14 protein-coding genes and 2 tRNA genes are annotated in these 17,452 nt (G+C 61.1%); 4 read left to right on the top strand and 12 right to left on the bottom strand.

Annotation, left to right across the window (positions count from 1 at the left end; all coding sequences use genetic code 11):
* Positions 1-48: 48 nt before the first annotated feature.
* The 5 genes from PSDT_RS01515 to PSDT_RS01495 all read right to left on the bottom strand — a co-directional run bounded on the left by PSDT_RS01515 (position 49) and on the right by PSDT_RS01495 (position 7,097).
* Complete coding sequence (locus PSDT_RS01515) at positions 49-1,263, bottom strand: pyridoxal phosphate-dependent aminotransferase (RefSeq protein ID WP_006289643.1); 1,215 nt, start codon at positions 1,261-1,263, stop codon at positions 49-51.
* A 59-nt stretch (positions 1,264-1,322) separates the two neighbouring features.
* Positions 1,323-3,002: a GTPase ObgE gene (gene obgE, locus PSDT_RS01510; protein WP_006289642.1), complete on the bottom strand. Its 1,680-nt coding sequence runs from the start codon at positions 3,000-3,002 to the stop codon at positions 1,323-1,325.
* Between the two features lie 185 nt (positions 3,003-3,187).
* Complete coding sequence (gene rpmA / locus PSDT_RS01505; RefSeq protein WP_006289641.1) at positions 3,188-3,439, bottom strand: 50S ribosomal protein L27; 252 nt, start codon at positions 3,437-3,439, stop codon at positions 3,188-3,190.
* A gap of 40 nt (positions 3,440-3,479) precedes the next feature.
* On the bottom strand, positions 3,480-3,788 hold the full coding sequence (rplU, locus tag PSDT_RS01500) for a 50S ribosomal protein L21 (RefSeq protein WP_006289640.1): 309 nt from the start codon (positions 3,786-3,788) through the stop codon (positions 3,480-3,482).
* Between the two features lie 201 nt (positions 3,789-3,989).
* Complete coding sequence (locus PSDT_RS01495; protein ID WP_006290673.1) at positions 3,990-7,097, bottom strand: Rne/Rng family ribonuclease; 3,108 nt, start codon at positions 7,095-7,097, stop codon at positions 3,990-3,992.
* Positions 7,098-7,439: 342 nt separating this feature from the next.
* Between PSDT_RS01495 and PSDT_RS01485 the strand changes: the two genes are divergently transcribed.
* Together PSDT_RS01485 and PSDT_RS01480 are read left to right on the top strand one after the other, a co-directional pair.
* Positions 7,440-7,515, top strand: a tRNA-Thr gene (locus tag PSDT_RS01485).
* 62 nt (positions 7,516-7,577) lie between these two features.
* A tRNA-Leu gene (locus PSDT_RS01480) sits at positions 7,578-7,657 on the top strand.
* A gap of 48 nt (positions 7,658-7,705) precedes the next feature.
* On the opposite strand, the gene PSDT_RS01475 is transcribed toward PSDT_RS01480, so the two are convergent.
* Together PSDT_RS01475 and PSDT_RS01470 are read right to left on the bottom strand one after the other, a co-directional pair.
* Entirely contained in the window at positions 7,706-8,605 is a 900-nt protein-coding gene (locus PSDT_RS01475; RefSeq protein ID WP_006289638.1) for a TPM domain-containing protein, read from the bottom strand.
* 50 nt (positions 8,606-8,655) lie between these two features.
* Positions 8,656-9,267 (bottom strand): LemA family protein, encoded by a 612-nt coding sequence (locus tag PSDT_RS01470; RefSeq protein ID WP_006289637.1) that lies wholly within the window; start codon positions 9,265-9,267, stop codon positions 8,656-8,658.
* A 153-nt stretch (positions 9,268-9,420) separates the two neighbouring features.
* On the opposite strand from PSDT_RS01470, the gene PSDT_RS01465 reads away from it, so the two are divergent.
* Positions 9,421-10,890, top strand: a complete 1,470-nt coding sequence (locus PSDT_RS01465; RefSeq protein WP_006289636.1) for a flotillin family protein — start codon at positions 9,421-9,423, stop codon at positions 10,888-10,890.
* Between the two features lie 38 nt (positions 10,891-10,928).
* Here PSDT_RS01465 and PSDT_RS01460 read toward each other — a convergent pair whose 3' ends face one another.
* The 5 genes from PSDT_RS01460 to rph all read right to left on the bottom strand — a co-directional run bounded on the left by PSDT_RS01460 (position 10,929) and on the right by rph (position 15,296).
* A complete protein-coding gene (locus PSDT_RS01460) occupies positions 10,929-11,819 on the bottom strand; it encodes a TPM domain-containing protein (RefSeq protein WP_006290674.1) in 891 nt (296 codons plus the stop codon).
* Positions 11,820-11,832: 13 nt separating this feature from the next.
* Positions 11,833-12,399, bottom strand: coding sequence for an ATP-binding cassette domain-containing protein (locus tag PSDT_RS08400; RefSeq protein WP_211205029.1), 567 nt, complete (start codon positions 12,397-12,399; stop codon positions 11,833-11,835).
* Entirely contained in the window at positions 12,287-13,582 is a 1,296-nt protein-coding gene (locus PSDT_RS01455; RefSeq protein ID WP_006290676.1) for an ATP-binding cassette domain-containing protein, read from the bottom strand. Before PSDT_RS01455 ends, PSDT_RS08400 begins: the two co-directional genes overlap by 113 nt.
* 183 nt (positions 13,583-13,765) lie before the next feature.
* Complete coding sequence (locus PSDT_RS01450; RefSeq protein WP_006289634.1) at positions 13,766-14,449, bottom strand: non-canonical purine NTP pyrophosphatase; 684 nt, start codon at positions 14,447-14,449, stop codon at positions 13,766-13,768.
* Positions 14,450-14,513: 64 nt separating this feature from the next.
* The gene (rph, locus tag PSDT_RS01445) at positions 14,514-15,296 is read right to left on the bottom strand and encodes a ribonuclease PH (RefSeq protein ID WP_006289633.1); all 783 of its coding nucleotides are present in this window, start codon (positions 15,294-15,296) and stop codon (positions 14,514-14,516) included.
* A gap of 205 nt (positions 15,297-15,501) precedes the next feature.
* On the opposite strand from rph, the gene asnB reads away from it, so the two are divergent.
* Positions 15,502-17,397 carry an asparagine synthase (glutamine-hydrolyzing) gene (gene asnB, locus PSDT_RS01440; RefSeq protein ID WP_006289630.1) on the top strand — a complete coding sequence of 632 codons (1,896 nt, stop codon included), beginning with the start codon at positions 15,502-15,504 and terminating at the stop codon, positions 17,395-17,397.
* Positions 17,398-17,452 lie beyond the last annotated feature (55 nt).

Raw genomic sequence — 17,452 nt, 5'->3', positions numbered from 1 at the left:
CGGCCGACACACCAAGGCATTCCCGACCCGGCGGCGGTTTTGCATCCCCTATTCCCCGGCGGCGGTCACCCAGGCCGTCAGCCTCCTCATGCCTTCGGCCAGGTCTTCGTCCGACAAGGCGCAGGAGAAACGGATATGGCCGGGCATCCCGAAACCTTCCCCGGGGACGGCGGCGATCAAGGCTTGGTCCAGCAAGGTCTTGGCCAGGTCGACGCTGGTAGGGCAGACGGTCCGGCGCGGACCCACCGGCCTGCCCAAAAGCCCGGTCACATCCGGGAAGACGTAAAAAGCCCCGCGAGGCAGGTCGCACGAAACCCCAGGCAGCCCGTTCAAGGCCTGGACCATGGCTTTGCGGCGGATGTCAAAGGCGGAGCGCATCCGGGCCACAGCTGAAAGGTCCCCTTCCAGGGCGGCTATCCCAGCCCTTTGGGCGACGTTGTTTACGTTCGAAGTCATGTGCCCCTGCAGCTTAGCAGCGGCGGAGGCGACGGCGGGAGGCCCGATCAACCAGCCCACCCGCCAGCCGGTCATGGCGTAGGTCTTCGCCAACCCATTGAGGACGATGAGCTGGTCTCGGATCTCCGGGGCGACCGCGCCAATATAAGCGGTCTGGGCCCCGTCATAGACCATGTGCTCGTAGATTTCGTCGCTGATCACCCAGATGCCGTGGTCCTTGGCCCAGGAAGCGATCTCAGCCATGGTTCGGGCGGACCAGACGGCCCCGGTCGGGTTGCTGGGACTATTGAGGATGATGGCCTTGGTCTTGTCCGTGCGGGCGGCCTCCAGGCCATCCACGGTGGGCTCGAAACCCTGCTCGGCCCCGAAAGGCACGACCACCGGCTCTCCCCCGGCCAATTTGATGGCTTCGGTGTAGCTGACCCAATAGGGGGCGGGGACGATCACCTGGTCGCCGGGGTTGACCACGGCTTGGAAGGCCTCGTAGACGGCCTGCTTGCCCCCATTGGTGACCACGATGTTCTCCGGATCCACCTGGTAGCCGGAATCCCTCAAGGTCTTCGCGGCGATGGCCTGACGGAACTCGGGCAGGCCTTTGGTGGCCGTATATCGGTGGTTGGCCGGGTCCAAGGCCGCCTGGGAGGCCACCTGGGCGATGGCAGGCGGGGTGGGGAAATTCGGCTCCCCCACGCAGAAGCTGATCACGTCGCTCCCGCTCTCTTTGAGCCGCTTCACCTGGTCATTGATCTGCAAAGTGATGCTGGGGGCGATGAGGCCGATCCGGTCGGCGATAGGTAACTGCGCCATGCCCATCCTTTCCCGTTTTGTTTGGTCTTGTCTGGCCTTATCTGTCTTGGACGATCTTATCAGTCTTCCCCGCCGTCGCTATCCCCTTCTTCCAGGAACTGGTCCAGCCCATGTTCGTCATGGCGATCTTCCTGCCGGGAAGGATCGGCCCAATGGCCGGCTTCCCTTTCCTTCTCCATGGCTTCGCGCACGGCGGTCTTGGCGTCCATCCATTCATGATATTCCCGCCGCCGCTCGGAATTGGTCCGGCGATGGGTGCGGGTCTCCTCCAAAGCGTCGATGCGGGCGTCATGGCCACGCTGGGCCTGAGGGCTGGAGTCCAGCATCTCGGCCCCGGCGGAAATGGTGGGGTCCCAATCGAAACCGATGGCGTCATCCCCCTCGCCTATGTAGACTTCGTCCCCGATGTGGGCCCCCTTGGCCTTGAGGGCGTCCTCCACCCCGAACCGGGCCAGACGGTCGGCCAGGTAGCCGACGGCCTCCTCGTTGTCGAAATTGGTCTGGACCACCCAGCGTTCGGGCTTCTCCCCCGTGACCACGAACCAGACGTTCCCTTCCTCGTCCTCATTCCTGGTCACGAAGAAGTCCACCCCCAGTCGGCCTTGCTGGCCGCGGCGGTAAGGACGGGAGGAGGACTCCAAAGGCTTGATCAGCACGCGCTCCTCCCGCTTGGCCTGGCTCCGTTCGGCAATCCGCTCTTTGACCTTGCTGACCATGTCCGACAGGAGGAAGGTGAGGCGCCGCAGGCCTTCGTGGGTCGCCGTGGAGACCAGGGCCACAGGAAGCCCACGCTTCTCGAATTCCGGTTTGACGAATTCAGCCAGCTCCTTGGCCTCAGGGACATCCACCTTGTTGAGGATGATGAGGCGGGGCCGGTCTTTGATAGGGATGGCTCCCAGGGGGAGATCCAGCTGGTCTTCGTACTGTTTGAGCTCCTTCTCCAAAGCCTGATAATCGGAGAGGGGGTCGCGGCCAGCTTCCACCGTGGCGCAGTCGATCACATGGGCGACGACTTCCGTCCGCTCGATGTGACGCAGGAACTCCAGCCCCAGGCCTTTCCCTTGCGCGGCCCCGGGGATGAGGCCGGGGACGTCGGCCATGGTGAAGACCTTGTCTCCAGCCTGGACCACGCCCAGGTTCGGGACCAAGGTGGTGAAAGGATAATCGGCGATCTTCGGTTTGGCGGCGCTCATGGCGGCCACCAGGCTGGATTTGCCGGCGCTGGGATAGCCGACCAAGGCCACGTCCGCGATGGATTTGAGCTCGAAGACCAGGTCCCTCTCCTGGCCTGGTTCCCCCAAAAGGGCGAAACCGGGGGCGCGCCTGGCCTTGTTGGCCAAAGAACGGTTTCCCTGCCCTCCCAGGCCCCCTTTGGCGACGACGACTTGGTCGCCCGGGGTCTGCAGGTCGGCCAGGACCTCCCGTTTCTTACCGCCGGTGACGTCGAAGACGACGGTCCCCACCGGCACAGGAAGGATCAGATCCTGACCGATGGCCCCGTCCTTGTCGTCCCCCTTGCCCATGGTCCCGTTCCGGGCCGTGCGGTGGGGGGCGAAACGGTAGTGGAGCAAGGACGTGGTGTTGGGGTCCGCCATCACGATGACGGAACCGCCCCGGCCGCCGTCGCCCCCATCCGGGCCAGCCAAAGGCTTGTATTTCTCCCGCTTGATGGAGGCGGCCCCGTTCCCGCCGTCGCCGCCTTTGGCATGGACCGTGACCCTATCCACAAAATCCGCCATGAGTGTCCTTCGCTTTCGAAAATCTGTTGTCTATCGTTTCCGTGACGGGCGGGGCCAACCGGCTGCCCGGCCTTGCAGTCCCCGCCTCCATACAAAGAAAGCCGCGTGAAAACGCGGCTTCCCTAAGTCATCATAAGCGGATGAGCATACTCCGGCCAGGAGCCTTTCCGCCTATCGCAAGCGGGCTACTCAGCGACGACATCGACGATCTTGCGATCGCGGCGGATGCCGTACTGCACGGTCCCGTCCTGCAGGGCGAACAAAGTGTGATCCTTGCCCATGCCCACGCCATGGCCGGCGTGGAACTTGGTGCCGCGCTGACGGACGATGATGTTGCCTGCAACTACCGCTTCGCCACCGAACTTCTTCAGACCGAGGTACTGAGGACCGGAGTCGCGACCGTTACGGGAGCTGGAAGCGCCTTTCTTATGTGCCATTTTCTAATCCTTTCGAATCCCTTACCGTGGCCGGAAACCGCTAGGCGATCTCGGTGACCTTGAGGACGGTGAGCTTCTGACGATGGCCCTTGCGACGCGCAACGCCCGTCTTATTCTTGAACTTCATGATGCTGATCTTCTCGCCTTTGGCCTCGTCGTCAACGACTTCAGCCTTGACGGAAATCTTAGTCAAATCCTTCGCGGCCATGGTGACCTTGGAACCGTCGACCACAAGAGCGACGGGGAACTCCACGGAATCACCCTTCCTGGCCTCGAGACGGTTGACGACGAATTCGTCCCCGACCTCGACCTTTTCCTGGTGGCCGCCAGCTTTTACAATCGCGTACATAGTTCTTACCTTGCCTGTTTTAAGCTATTGATCTTTCCCAGCAGACGCTTGGGCGCATAAAACCCCTGGCGTCGCCAGACACCAGCTACCTACTGTATACGCACCTAGGGATTACGACCGCCTTCATACAGGATTTATGAGGTTTTAGGACGCGACACGCCGAGACGCATACGGAACTTTTAAGATAGGCGATGCTCTGGACTAATCCTCCTCCTGGGTGTCAGCTTCCTGTGTGCTAGGCTCCCGGGTACCAGTCCCCGGCTTGCCGGCTTTTCCGCTGGAGCTGTCTTCGACGGTCCCGTCGGAGTCCTCCTCGGTCTTATCGGCTTCCGCGGCCTCGGCGGCGGCTGCGATCCGGGCCAAAGTGGCCTTGACCTGCGGGGTGGATCCCTGGGGAGCGTTGCCTTCGATTTCTTCGCCGGCGCCGGCGTGGCCCATCCCATGCTTATTGGTATGGATGAAGGGGTCGCCGCCTTTGAGGGCGTAAGGGTCGTCGAATTTGGAAGAGACCGTGGGCTCGTCATGCAGGATGAAGCCGCGACCGCCGCAGGTCGGGCACTCCTCGGAGAAGGCTTCCACCAGGCCCTGGCCGACCCTCTTGCGGGTCATCTGCACCAAGCCTAGCGAAGTGACCTCGGCCACCTGATGCTTGGTCCTGTCCCTGGACAGGCATTCGACCAGACGGCGCAGGACCAGGTCCCTGTTCTGAGGCATGACCATATCGACGAAATCAATCATGATCATGCCGCCGATATCGCGCAGGCGCAGCTGGCGAACGATCTCCTCGGCCGCCTCCAAGTTGCACTTGGTCACCGTCTCTTCCAAAGATTGGCCTTTGCCGATGAAACGGCCGGTGTTCACGTCGATGGTGGTCATGGCTTCGGTCCGGTCGATGACCAGGGATCCGCCGGAAGGCAGGTAGACCTTGCGTTCCATGCCTTTGCGCAGCTGGGAGTCGATGGACCAGCGGTCGAAGACGTCCTTGCCTTCGTGCTCCTCGGGATCCCACTTCTCCAGCCGATCCTTGAGGTCGGGGGCGGCGACTTCCAGATAGCGGGCGATGCGTTCGTAGACCCCGTCGCCTTCCACGATGAGTTTGTTGAAGTCGTCATTGAAGATGTCACGGATGACGCGGATGACCACGTCCGGCTCGCCCAGCAAGAGATGGGGACGCTTGGAGCTCTCGTATTTCTTGAGATTGTCCTGGACGCTTTGCCACTGCCTGACCAGGTGCCCCATGTCCCTCTTCAGGGCGTCTTCGCTCACGCCTTCCGCGGCGGTGCGGATGATGACCCCCATATTGTCCGGGGAGATGGTGGAGACGATGCTCTTCAGCCGGGTCCGTTCGCGGTCGGGCAGTTTCCGGGAGACGCCGGTGATTCCGCCGGAGGGGACCAGGACCAGGTAGCGGCCGGCCACGGTGATCTGAGAGGTCAGGCGGGCACCTTTATGGCCGATGGGGTCTTTGGTCACCTGGACCAGAACATCGTCCCCCGGGCGGAAGGCGTGCTCCACCAGGCGGGGCTGGCCTTCCAGGCGAGTGGCGTCCCAGTTGACCTCGCCGGCGTAAAGGACGCCGTTGCGGTGCTGGCCTATGTCCACGAAGGCGGCCTCCATGCTGGGCAGGACGTTCTGCACGCGGCCTTGATAGATGTTGCCGACCGAGGCGACCTCGTCGATATCGGAAATGTAATGCTCCACCAGGACGTTGTCTTCGAGCACGGACACTTGGGAATGATGCCCGTGCTCACGCACCACCATGAGCCGGTCCACCTTCTCGCGGCGGGCCAGAAAGTCCTGCTCGGTGATGAGACCATGGTGGTTGCGTTCACGCCGATTATCGCGGCGGCGCTGGCGCTTGGCTTCCAGACGGGTGGAGCCTTCGATGCCGGTGATCTTGTCAATGTACTGCTGTTTGCGGGAACGAGGAATCTCCTCTTCCTCATCCGTGGCCCCATGACCACGGCGGCGGCGACGACGACGGGTGGTCGTCGGTTCCTCGTCCTCATCCTCATGATTGGAAGAAGAGGAAGAAGCGGAAGAAGCGGAAGAGCCGGGGCCCGAAGAGGATCCAGACCGATTGCGACGGCGGCGCCTGGTCCGGGTGCCGGATTCCTCCTCGTCCTCTTCGTCCCGGGATTCCTCATCCCCGGAACCGGACCTGCCGGAGCCGCGGGAATCACGGGCGTCCCGGGGGGAGTTCCGCCCATGCCGACGTCTGCGGACCCGGGAATCGTCCTCCTCTTCCTGTGTCTGGTCCTCATCTTCCCGGGATTCCCCGTCCTCGTAATCGCCTTCATCGACGATGGGGCGGTACTCGATGTCGTCGTCTTCCAGGTCTTCCTCAATCAGCTCGACTTCAGCGGCCGCGCGGCGTTCCTGGGCGTTGAGACGGCGGTTGGACCGGCGCTCTTCCACTTCGTCGAAGGCGTTCTCGAAGACCGAATCCAGGTCTTCCACGTTGGCCTTGAACCAACGGCGGGACGAGGGCAGCGCAGGCTCGCGTTCCGAATCGTGGTCCCGGCCATGGTCACGGTCATGATTGTGGTCCTGACGACGGTCGTGATCCGACTCCGCCGGGCGACGCTTGCGACGGCGGCCCGTGGATTGGTCCAAAGCCTGATCCAGCTCGTCCAGGCTTTCTTCGGCCGAACGCCGGGGGGCGGCCGGCAGGACCGGCTCCTGGAAAAGAAGGGAAGTCATCGGCTTAGCCGGGGGCAGGACGATGTTGGCCGCCCTTTCTTCGACGCTGGGGGCCGAGAAGAGGAAGGAGGAGGGGGCGGATTTGGCGGACGAGGCACGACTGGACGAAGAGGCCCGGATTGAGGGGGCCACCTTGGCGGGAGACTGCGGCTTTGCGGCCGGAGAGGTCACCCCTTTGTCGACGAACAGTTCGGAGGCCAGACGGTCCAAGCGGGATTGACGTTCGCCGCGGTCAGGGGAGTCTTGAGGGCTCTTCTGCTGCGACGAGGCCCCGCCTTGACCGGAACCGGAAGCCGAAGGGGCGGCAGAGGCTACGGCGCTCTCCTGTGCCGGGGCCGCCTCAAGCGCCGGCTTGGTTGGAGAGGCGGAGAAAACGACGGGAACGTCCGCACCGGCGGCGCCGGCCCCCCTGGTCACCCGACCGCGGCTTTTGGTGCTCCTCTTAGGCATCCCGGCCGAAGCCCCACTCCGCGCCGCCCCACTCCGGCTGGAGCCGGAAGCCGAACCTGCGGCAGGGGAAGAAGAGGAGGAGGAAGTCTGGGTCTGGGAAGGCTGAGAAGCCTGGGAAGATTGATCCGCGTTCACTTGTTCGCTTGCATCGGTCACGATACACTCCTTAAGAGCGCCCTGCATTGCGCTCGATCCGTGTGCTGCGAATCGTCAAGTTCAAGCTACGCCCGAGGCGCCACTGCTCGTGACTGCTGCCGCAGCATCTCAAAAGTCTCTTACACTATGGCGGACACCGACGCGACTTGGTCACAAAACCCAAGAAGGGGATCAACGCTCATATGTTCCTGTGGTATGCAGAACCACTCCCCTAAGTATGGCATACCGCTAAGAGAAATGAACATCCAGCGGTTCCCTTTTCTCCAAGGCATCGAAACGCCTGTCCCCTCCGACTTGGACAAATCGGGAGCATCAAGTACAATGACTTTCGTGCTTTCGCATGCCGCTTTAGCTCAGTTGGTAGAGCGTCTCACTCGTAATGAGAAGGTCACCAGTCCGATTCTGGTAAGCGGCTCCATCGATTCGTCTTCCCGGCCCTTTCCCAAAACCCCGAAGACCATTGATGCCTGGCTCCCCCAGGCGCGAGTGGCGGAATGGTAGACGCGCAGGATTTAGGTTCCTGTGTCTTTGACGTGAGGGTTCGAGTCCCTTCTCGCGCACGCATACCACCCAAAAGACCCTTGGGAATAGTGGCCTTATGGCCGTCATCACCAGCTTCCGGAGGCCCCTCCGCCCCCAAAGGAACCGCCGCCGAAGGAATCCCCACCCCCGGACGAAGACGAAGACGAAGAGGAATCGCTCCCGGACGACCAGCCGGAGGACGAGTCACCGGATGACCAGCCGCCGAAGGAATCCCCATCCCAGCCCGAATTCCGACGGTGGGGTCTGAAGGCGAAAAGCATGATCCCGATCATGACGAGGATATCGATGATGACATCGAACGAGATTCCGCTGCTCCGGCTGGGGGCCGAAACGTCGGATTCATCGTCGTACCCTTCCCCGTCCCCCCGGGCGTAGGCGACGGCGGCGGAGACCACGTCACGCACGCCGGCATCGTACTCCTTGTTCTTGTACTTCTTTTCCCCCTGATGGATGATGACGGCGGCGTTGGAATCCGTGATGGTGCTTTCCAGGCCGTATCCCACCTCAAGCCTGTCCTTGTGGTCGCTGACGGCCAGGACGTAGACCAGACCGTTGTCTTTCTCGGCGGACCCCGGTTTGAATCTTTCCGCCAGCTTCATGGAATAGTCTTCGATGCTTGTGCCAGCCGGGAGTTTATCCACCGTGACCACCATGATCTGGGCCCCGAGATCCTTCTCCATCCTTTTGTTTTGTCGTCGGATCCACTCTTGGGTGGAGGAGGCGAGCACATGGGCGGAATCCATGACGTAGATGCCGCCTTTTTCGCTACGATACCGGGCCGGATGGTCGAGCACGTCCACGGCCACCTGCTGACGCGACCGGTTGGCCGAGCAGGCGGTGGCGGAGAAGGCGATGACCCCGATGAGGGTCACCACAGCCAGGATGATGCCGATGATCCTCACCTTTCTGTTGATAAGGGTCGCGCCCACCGTCCGGTTCCGTCCGTCGTCTTTACTTTTCCTCACTCGAAACTCCCTTTGGTGTCATCGATTCAGCGTCCCGCTCAGAGCGGGCGTCAGTCTTCATCCAGATTCACGGATGGGGTCTTCATGCTGGAGGCCGGCGCATGCCATTCTTCCACGGGGTGGAAGCCGAAGATGGAGGCGGCGATGTTCATGGGGAAGCCGGTCACCATGGTGTTGTAGTCCCTCACCTGTTCGATGTAACGGCGGCGTTCCACCGTCACCCTGTTCTGGGAGCCTTCCAACTGGGTCATCAGTTGCTGGACCTGTTGGGAGGACTGCAGATTGGGGTAAGACTCCTGGATGACGTTGAGCAGGACCCCCGATTCCCGGTTCATATCCTGCCCGGCCGCCTGCTTGTCCTTCACCGTTCCGGCTTTGGAGTACGCCTGACGGGCCTTGGCTATGTCATCGAAGACCTTGGTCTCATGCTTCATGCCACCGCGGACTGCGGCCACCAGGTTGGGAATCAGGCTCGCCTGCCGGTCCATGACGTTCTCCACCTGGGACCATTGGGCTTCCATGGCCCTCCTGCCGCCGTTCAGGCTGTTGTATTGACCTGCGAAAATCATGCCGATGACGATAAGCACCGCCAGGATGATCACAGGCGCCAGCCACTTCTTCCCTGGCCCTGTTTGGGTTTTCATTCCGTCTTCGCTCGCCATGGGGGCTCCTTTCGACTATCTTTCATGATATTGCCACCTCAGGAGAGTGTCGCCACTTCCCCAGACCGGTTTAGAATGATGCCCATGAGAAGTTCCCCGTCCGAAGCCCTTCGGCGGCTCTCTACCCTTTCCAACGGCTGAGGAGAAAACATCATGACCCCCTTGATCATCACCGCCATCGTCATCCTTCTGATCCTGCTTCTGCTGGCCTTGAGCTTCGTCTCGGCGAGCCCGAGCGTGATCAAAGTCATTTCCGGCCCCTTCGGGCAGAGGGTCGTCCACGGGCGCACCGGCTGGAGGATCCCGGTCTTTGAACGGGTGGACACCATGACCGCCGCCATGATCAGCGTGGACGCCCAGACCACCAACTTCGTACCGACCAATGATTACATCAACGTGAAGGTGGACGCCGCCGTCAAAGTGCGCATCGGCGTGGAAGACAAGGCCATGTTCATGGCAGCGACCCGCAATTTCCTTTACAAGAAGCCCGAGCAGATCAGCGCCGAAGTCCGCGACACCCTGGAAGGCCATCTGAGGGCCATCATCGGTCAGATGAAGCTGACCCAGATCGTCACCGACCGGGCCACCTTCGCCGAGAAGGTGCAGGAGAACGCCAAGGCCGACCTGGCCGAGATGGGCCTGCAGATCGTCGCCTTCAACATTCAGGGCGTGACCGACGAGACCGGGGTCATCGACAACCTGGGCGTGGACAACACCGAGCAGATCCGCAAGGCCGCCGCCATCGCCAAGGCCCAGGCCCAGAGGGACGTGGCCATCCAGCAGGCCCAGGCCCAGCAGGAGGCCAATGACGCCCAGGTGGCTTCGGAGCTGGCCATCAGCCAGAAGAAGACCGACCTGGCCATGAAGCAGGCCGAGCTGAAAGCCCAGCAGGACACCGAACAGGCCAAGGCCGACGCCGCTTACAAGATCCAGGAACAGGCCCAGCGCAAGACCATCGTCGAGGCCACGGCCCAGGCCGATATCGCCAACCAGGAGCAGCAGGCCCAGATTAAGCAGCGCGAAGTCGAAGTGACCAAGCAGACCCTGCAGTCCGAAGTGAACGCCCGGGCCGACGCCCAGAAATACGCGGCCGTGCAGAAGGCCGACGCCGACCTCTACGCCCGCCAGAAGAACGCCGAGGCGGAGGCTTATGAAAGGACCCAGCGCGCCCAGGCCGACCGTGACGCCATGCTGGCCGAAGCCCAGGGCGTGAAGGCCCAGGGTGAAGCCGAGGCTGCCGCGACGGCCGCCAAGCTGACCGCCGAGGCCCAGGGCCTGGAGCGGAAGGCGGAGGCCATGCAGAAGATGGACAAGGCCGCCGTCCTGCAGATGTGGTTCGACGTTCTGCCCGAAGTGGCCAAGGCCGTAGCCGAGCCCCTGTCCAAGGTGGATTCCATCACCATGTATGGCGAAGGCAACTCCGCCAAGATGGTCAAAGACATCACCGAGTCCCTGGCCCAGGTCAACAGCGGCCTGGCCGACAGCGTGGGCCTTGATCTGAAGAGCATGGTCGGATCTTTCGTGAACGCCAAGGTGGCCGCTCCGGTGGTGGCTGACGCGGTCAAGGACGTCATGCCTTCCGCGGGCCCCACTCCCGAACCCACGAATCCGGCGTCCAAGTAGATTCAAGCCAAAACGGCCACGGGGGCCGGTGGAGGAATCTACCAGCTCCCGGAGGCTCCTCCACCGCCAAAAGAACCGCCGCCGTAAGAGTCCCCGCCGCCTGAGCCGTTTGAATTCAGCCACTCGCTGAAGGAGACTTTGCCGGAAGGGCCCTTGCCGCCCTTTCCCCCGCCGCTTTTCATCTCCCTCCTATACCGCACGTAGGAAGCCAGACGACCGATCAAGAGGATCAGGCCAATGACCACAAGGGCAATGATAAGAGAAAAAACGCTCGAGAAGCCATCTCCCTTGTCCGACTCATCCGCCGGGTCATAAAGCGGGTCGTCCACCCTTCTGGCCAGGGCCCCCACCACCTTGCGGACCCCGGAATCATAGTCATCGTCTTTGTATTCCTCCTCGCCCAGCTTGATGAAGGAGGCCGCATCGGAATCAGGGACCACGTCCTCCAACCCATACCCGACTTCGAGCCGATCCCGGCGGTCGTCTTTGGACAACACATAGACCAGTCCATTGTTTTCCTTGGCCGAACCTGGTTTGAACTTTTCCGCCACTTTCATGGAATAATCTTCGATGGAAGTATGGGGCGGAAGCTCTTTCACGGTGACGACCAGGATCTGGGCGCCATCGTCATTCATCTCCAGGTTTCTGTTCTGTTCGCGAATCCACTTCTCGCTGGATGGAGACAGGACTCCGGCCGCATCCATGACGTAGATGCTTCCTTCTCGGCTCCGATACCGGTCCGGATGTTCCAATACATCGTTGGCTACCGATTGCGGACCCGATTGACGGGCGGTATGAACGGCAAGGGCTCCAGCGAAGATGACGACGGCCACAAGGACCAGGACGCAGCCGAAAACGATTCCGCGCAGCAGGGGATGCTTCTTCTCCTTCACATGCGGGCGTCCCTGTGTCGTGCCTTTTGTGTCCATAACCACTTTCGCTTCATTCGGATCCGTTGACAAAATCAACTGCCAGTTTACGACTCAGCCTTCCCTCAGCCAGTTCGAGTTCGGTCGTGACGCCGATCCGATGGAGGAAATCCCGGTTGTGGGAGACGACCAGGAGGGCCCCTCGGTATGAATTCAGGGCTTCCACCAGGTTGTCCACGCTGGGCAGGTCCAGGTTGTTGGTCGGCTCATCCAAGATCAGCAGCTGGGCGTGAGGGTCCGCCAAGAGTAGCATGGCCAGGGCGGCCCGGAACCGTTCCCCGCCCGATAAGGTCTTCACCGGCCGGAAAACGGAATCCCCTCGCAACAGCAGCCGGGCCAGGCGGGAGCGGATTTCCCCCGTAGCCAGCCCCGGAGCGACTTTCACCACATTGTCCACTGTGCTCAGGTTTTCGTCGATCCCATCCATCTTCTGCGGCAGATAGCCGACACGGTCCGTGAAAAGCCGGCTATGAATCTCCGCTACCAGGGAAGACGTGTAAGGTGAGGAAGCCCTGGGAAGTCTGGGAAGTGGCAGCCTCTTCTTGCGAGTCTCGCGAGCGCAATCCCATGATCTTTTCAATCAGGCTGGTCTTGCCTTCCCCATTCCGTCCCGACAGGCTGACCCGGTCCGGCCCTTGCATGATGAAGTGCCCGTCTGGCCATTCCAGCTCAAGGATTTTCTTGCTGGAAAGGACGTGGAGGTCTGGCAGGTCGATGACGATATGGTCCTCTTCCCTGACTTTCGCTTCCGCCCGGCTCAGATTTTCCCGCGCTTGGGCCAAGCGGTCGTCGGCCGTGTCTTTGCTCCGGCTGGCCCAGGCTTCCGCTTTGGCTTTCATACCGCCCCGAAAAAGCCTGCTGACTCCCGTATCAATCGCCTTCCTCTTGCCTTGGGACAGGTTCTTGTCCATCCTTTCCAAGGAGGCACTCCGCTGGCGTCGGGCGACCTTCACGGCCTGTTCCGCCGCCGTTTGCGCGCGAAGAGCGGCCTTCTGCTCGGCATCGATGGCGGCCTTCCATGTGCCATAGCCTCCCGTGAAAAAGCGCAGGCTATGCCCATGGAGCTCGGCGGTCGAATCCATCAAGTCCAACAGGCCGGTATCATGACTGACCACGACCAGAGTTCCTTCCCAGGCGGAAATCATGGCGAGCACTTGCTGGCGCAGGACGGAATCCAGATTGTTGGTCGGCTCGTCCAGAAGCGTGATGGGGTTCCCTCTCGATCTGCAACCGGCAATGGCCACGACCATGGCTTCGCCGCCAGAAAGGCTGACCGCTTCCCTGTCCAAGCTCAGGCCGGCCAATCCGCCTCCGGCGGTTTCAAGACGCACCAGGGCCTGCTGGGCCTGGTCTTCGATATCCCAGTCGGAACCGATTGCGTCGAAATCCTTCTGATCCACACTGCCGTTTTCAACGGCCCGCAAAGCACGGACCTGATCGCCGATGCCGAGAAGGTCGGCGACGGTCCGGCCCCTGGTCATGGTGATGGTTTGGGGAAGGTAGGAGACCTGGCCGCCGACGACCAGAGACGACGGTGGAGATGAAGGGGTCAGGAGACCTGCGATGATGGCGAGCAAGGTGGTTTTCCCCGCCCCGTTGACCCCGATCAGGCCGGTTTTGCCCGGGTTGAAGGCTCCTGACAGGTCTTCCAAAACGGCCGTTCCGTCCGGCCAGGAGAAAGAAAGATGATTGAGAACGATGGGGAAACGCGATGCGCGAACCCCTGGTAAATTTGCGGCGAAATTCGCGCCGATAAAGTCCATGGAAAAACACTCCAACGCTGATGGCCAATCCCTGGCCAAGGGTGCGCTGGCGCGACGCTGCCAACGCTCTTCATTCAAGCGCTGAAAAAGTCAAGGGACTGTTTCCTACTGTAGGGCCTACCCCGCCTGTCACACGAGATCTTACATTTATGCATGATAGCACAGAATGAAGAATCCAGCGTTTCAGCGAAAGACCTCTCTGAAGTGGGCGACCATGGCCCGAATGACGGCGCCACGGGGGGAGATGGCGTTCTTCTGTTCAGCCGTCATCTGGGCGGAAGTCAGGGGCAGCCCTTGATTGGCCCGCTTTTGCTCCTCAGTCACACGGCTTTGATCATCCGGCACGAACAGGGGGTCATAGCCAAAACCTTGCTGGCCCCGGGGTCGGCGAATGATCCGGCCGACCATCCGTCCCTCTTCGACCAATTCACGAAAACCGGAGCCCTCAGCCTTAGACGGCACGACCAGGGCGCAAGCGCAGCAGAAGCGGGCTCCCCTGTGCCGGTCGGGGATGTCGGCCAACTGCTTCAGAAGGAGGGCGTTGTTGGCGGCGTCATCCCCGTGTTCGCCCGACCAACGGGCGGAGAGGATCCCCGGCGCCTTTCCCATGACGTCCACGATGAGCCCGGAGTCATCGGCCATGGCGGGCAGGCCGGAACGGGCGGCGGCGTCACGAGCCTTGATTAGGGCGTTCTGGGAGAAAGTGACCCCATCCTCCACCGGATCGGGCAGGCCCAGCTCCCCGGAAGTGACGAATTCGAACCTTTGGTCCTGAGGCCCCAGCACGGAAGTCAGAATCCGCTCGATTTCAGCCACTTTGCCCTTGTTATGGGTGGCGACCACGATTCGCTGCCTCTCCTGGTCCATGAGGAATTCCCTTCTGATTCGACTGGCTGAACTGATTAAGTTGGTTGAACTGACCGAACTGTTTCTACTGGTTGATCGCCTGTTCCAAAGCTTCGGCCTGCATCCCTTGCAGCTCCCGGTTGCCCTTTTCGGCCAGGTCCAACAAGGTGTTAAGCTCAGCCCGACTGAATGGCCGATGCTCGGCCGTCCCCTGGATTTCAATGAAATTGCCGGAACCAGTCATGGCCACGTTCATATCGGTCATGGCCTGGGAATCCTCCACATAAGGCAGGTCCAGCATGGGGGTCCCGTTGATGATGCCCACGGAGACCGCCGACACCTGATCGGTGAGGACCTTCTTCCCCGCCTTGATTTTCTTGTTTCTCTTCGCCCAGGAGACGGCGTCGGCCAAGGCCACGTAAGCCCCGGTGACCGAAGCGGTGCGGGTGCCGCCATCCGCTTGAAGCACGTCGCAATCGATTTGGATCTGGTTCTCGCCCAAAGCGCCCATATCCACGATGCCTCGCAGAACGCGGCCGATCAAGCGGGAGATCTCGTGAGTCCGCCCGCCCACCTTGCCTTTGACCGATTCCCGGTCGGTCCGGTCGGCCGTGGCTCGGGGAATCATGGCGTATTCCGCGGTCACCCAGCCCAGGCCGGAGTCACGTCGCCACCGCGGGACCCCCTGTGTGAAAGTCGCCGTGCATAAAACCCGGGTATTGCCGCATTCGATCAATACCGACCCTTCAGGAGCCTGGGTCCACCCCCGGGTGATTTTCACCGGCCGCAACTGGTCGACCGCCCGGCCATCGGCCCTGATCGCGGCCAGGCTTCCGCTGTTTTGAAGCAAATCCTTGATTTGAGCCATCGCGCTCATCCTTCCATAAGTCCTCTGCCGGGATGAACATCGGTTTGACGAACATCCATTTCAAGGGTACGCACGCCTCCTCACAAATTTTCCTTCACAAATAATCTCCGATTCGCAACAAACGCCCGAGGTTCTCCTCTCTTTCTTCACGACTACCACGTACACTAGGATTAGTGTCTGCAAGGGCAGATGATAAGGAGCTGTTATGTGCGGAATCGCCGGTTTTATCAACGATCTTCCCCCTGTCGAAAAATCCAGTCTTTTGAAGGCGATGACCGACCAGATCGCCCACCGCGGGCCCGACGCCTATGGGGAGCATGTGGATGACCACGCGGCCCTGGGCTTCCGCCGCCTGAGCATCATCGACCTCAAAGGCGGAGACCAACCCATCTATAACGAAGACCATAAACTGGTCATCACTTTCAACGGCGAAATCTACAACTACCAGCCCCTGCGCGAGCGGCTCATCGCCCTGGGCCACACCTTCCGCACCCATGCCGACACCGAGGTCCTCCTTCATGGCTACGAACAGTGGGGGGTCGGCCTTCTGCGGAAAATCCGCGGCATGTTCGCCTTCGTCATCTGGGACCAGGAAAAGCAGGAGCTCTTCGGCGCCCGCGACCACTTCGGCATCAAACCCTTCTACTATGCCATCATGAACGGCAGCTTCCTTTACGCTTCCGAAATCAAAGCCCTCCTCCCCCACCCGGACTTCCACAAGGAGCTCAACAAGGAAGCCATCAAACCTTATCTGACCTTCCAGTACCCCGCCTTGCACGAGACCTTCTTCAAAGGCGTTTTCAAACTGCCCGAAGGCCACTATTTCACTTATAGCCGTGGAGTGATGAAGGTCCACCGCTACTATGACGAGCATTTCCGCGAGATCAGGCAGGAGCTCAAATCTCTGGTGGACCACATCGACAAGACGGTGGAAGACTCCGTGGCCGCCCACCAGATCGCCGATGTGGAAGTCGGCTCTTTCCTCTCCTCCGGCGTCGATTCCTCTTACGTGGCCGCCGTCGCCCGCCCGGAACACACCTATTCGATCGGCTTCGGCAAGGGGACTTACAACGAATCCAAACAGGCCAGAGAGCTGGCCGATATCATCAAACTCCACAACACCTCCAAAGAACTGACCGACGAAGAGGCCTTCTCCGCCTTCCCCCAGATCCAGTGGTACCTGGATGAGCCTGATTCCAATCCTTCCTGCGTCCCTCTCTTCTTCCTCTCCCAGTTGGCCGCGCAAGACGTCAAATGCGTCCTCAGCGGCGAAGGGGCGGATGAGCTTTTCGCCGGCTACATCGATTACGGGGTCCATACGACTTCCAAAGCCATCAAAACCGTCACCCGGTGGCTGGGACATCTGCCAGCCAGGGCCCGGTACGCCATCGCCCACTGGGCCAAAGGCAAGACCTTCCACGGGGCCATGCACCTGTACGAGAACCTGGCCCCCGCCCGAGAGAGCTTCATCGGTCAGGCCCGGGTCTTCTCCGAGAAAGAGGCCGACCGGCTTCTGAAGCCTGCCTACCGCCAGGCCCCCAGCGTGCAGGAGATCGTGGACGAATACTATGACCGGATCGACGACCAGCCCATCTCCGAACTCAAGAAGAAGCAGTATCTGGACATGCATCAATGGATGCCCGGAGACATCCTGCTCAAGGCCGACAAGATGACCATGGCCCATTCCCTGGAGTTGCGCGTCCCCCTCCTGGACAAGGAGCTGATGGCCGTCGCTCAGGACGTGCCCACCAGGTATCTGATCAACGACAAGAACACCAAATACGCTTTCCGCCTGGCCGCCGGCCGCCATCTGCCCAGGGAGTGGTACCAGCGGGAGAAGCTGGGCTTCCCCGTCCCCATCAAGAAGTGGCTGCGGGAGGAGAAGTACTACACGATGGTCCGCTCCGTCTTCGAGCGTGAGTACGTGTCCGATTTCTTCGACCAGAAGGCCCTGCTGACCATGCTGGATGACAATTACGCCGGCAAGACCAACGACCGCCGCAAGATCTGGACGGTTTACGCTTTCCTCACCTGGTACGACATTTACTTCATCCATGACGGGTCCAAGCCGGAGATCACTTCGATGGAGGCCGCCGCCTAGACAATGGTGGTAGCATGGAAAGTGCCTGTCAAATCAGTCCTATTCCAACAGCGAG

The organism is Parascardovia denticolens DSM 10105 = JCM 12538 (genome assembly GCF_001042675.1).
Classification (GTDB): Bacteria; Actinomycetota; Actinomycetes; order Actinomycetales; family Bifidobacteriaceae; genus Scardovia; species Scardovia denticolens.
Note: the sequence above shows the minus strand (reverse complement) of the source record. Positions and strands in the feature narration are given on the sequence as shown.

What these genes read in the sequence shown, in the direction of transcription:
- rplU (WP_006289640.1), bottom strand. Translation starts at nt 3,788, where the DNA reads ATGTACGCGATTGTAAAAGCTGGCGGCCACCAGGAAAAGGTCGAGGTC.
- rph (WP_006289633.1), bottom strand. Translation starts at nt 15,296, where the DNA reads ATGGCTCAAATCAAGGATTTGCTTCAAAACAGCGGAAGCCTGGCCGCG.
- PSDT_RS01515 (WP_006289643.1), bottom strand. Translation starts at nt 1,263, where the DNA reads ATGGCGCAGTTACCTATCGCCGACCGGATCGGCCTCATCGCCCCCAGC.
- PSDT_RS01450 (WP_006289634.1), bottom strand. Translation starts at nt 14,449, where the DNA reads ATGGACCAGGAGAGGCAGCGAATCGTGGTCGCCACCCATAACAAGGGC.
- rpmA (WP_006289641.1), bottom strand. Translation starts at nt 3,439, where the DNA reads ATGGCACATAAGAAAGGCGCTTCCAGCTCCCGTAACGGTCGCGACTCC.
- PSDT_RS01455 (WP_006290676.1), bottom strand. Translation starts at nt 13,582, where the DNA reads ATGGACTTTATCGGCGCGAATTTCGCCGCAAATTTACCAGGGGTTCGC.
- PSDT_RS01470 (WP_006289637.1), bottom strand. Translation starts at nt 9,267, where the DNA reads ATGGCGAGCGAAGACGGAATGAAAACCCAAACAGGGCCAGGGAAGAAG.
- PSDT_RS01465 (WP_006289636.1), top strand. Translation starts at nt 9,421, where the DNA reads ATGACCCCCTTGATCATCACCGCCATCGTCATCCTTCTGATCCTGCTT.
- asnB (WP_006289630.1), top strand. Translation starts at nt 15,502, where the DNA reads ATGTGCGGAATCGCCGGTTTTATCAACGATCTTCCCCCTGTCGAAAAA.
- PSDT_RS01460 (WP_006290674.1), bottom strand. Translation starts at nt 11,819, where the DNA reads ATGGACACAAAAGGCACGACACAGGGACGCCCGCATGTGAAGGAGAAG.
- obgE (WP_006289642.1), bottom strand. Translation starts at nt 3,002, where the DNA reads ATGGCGGATTTTGTGGATAGGGTCACGGTCCATGCCAAAGGCGGCGAC.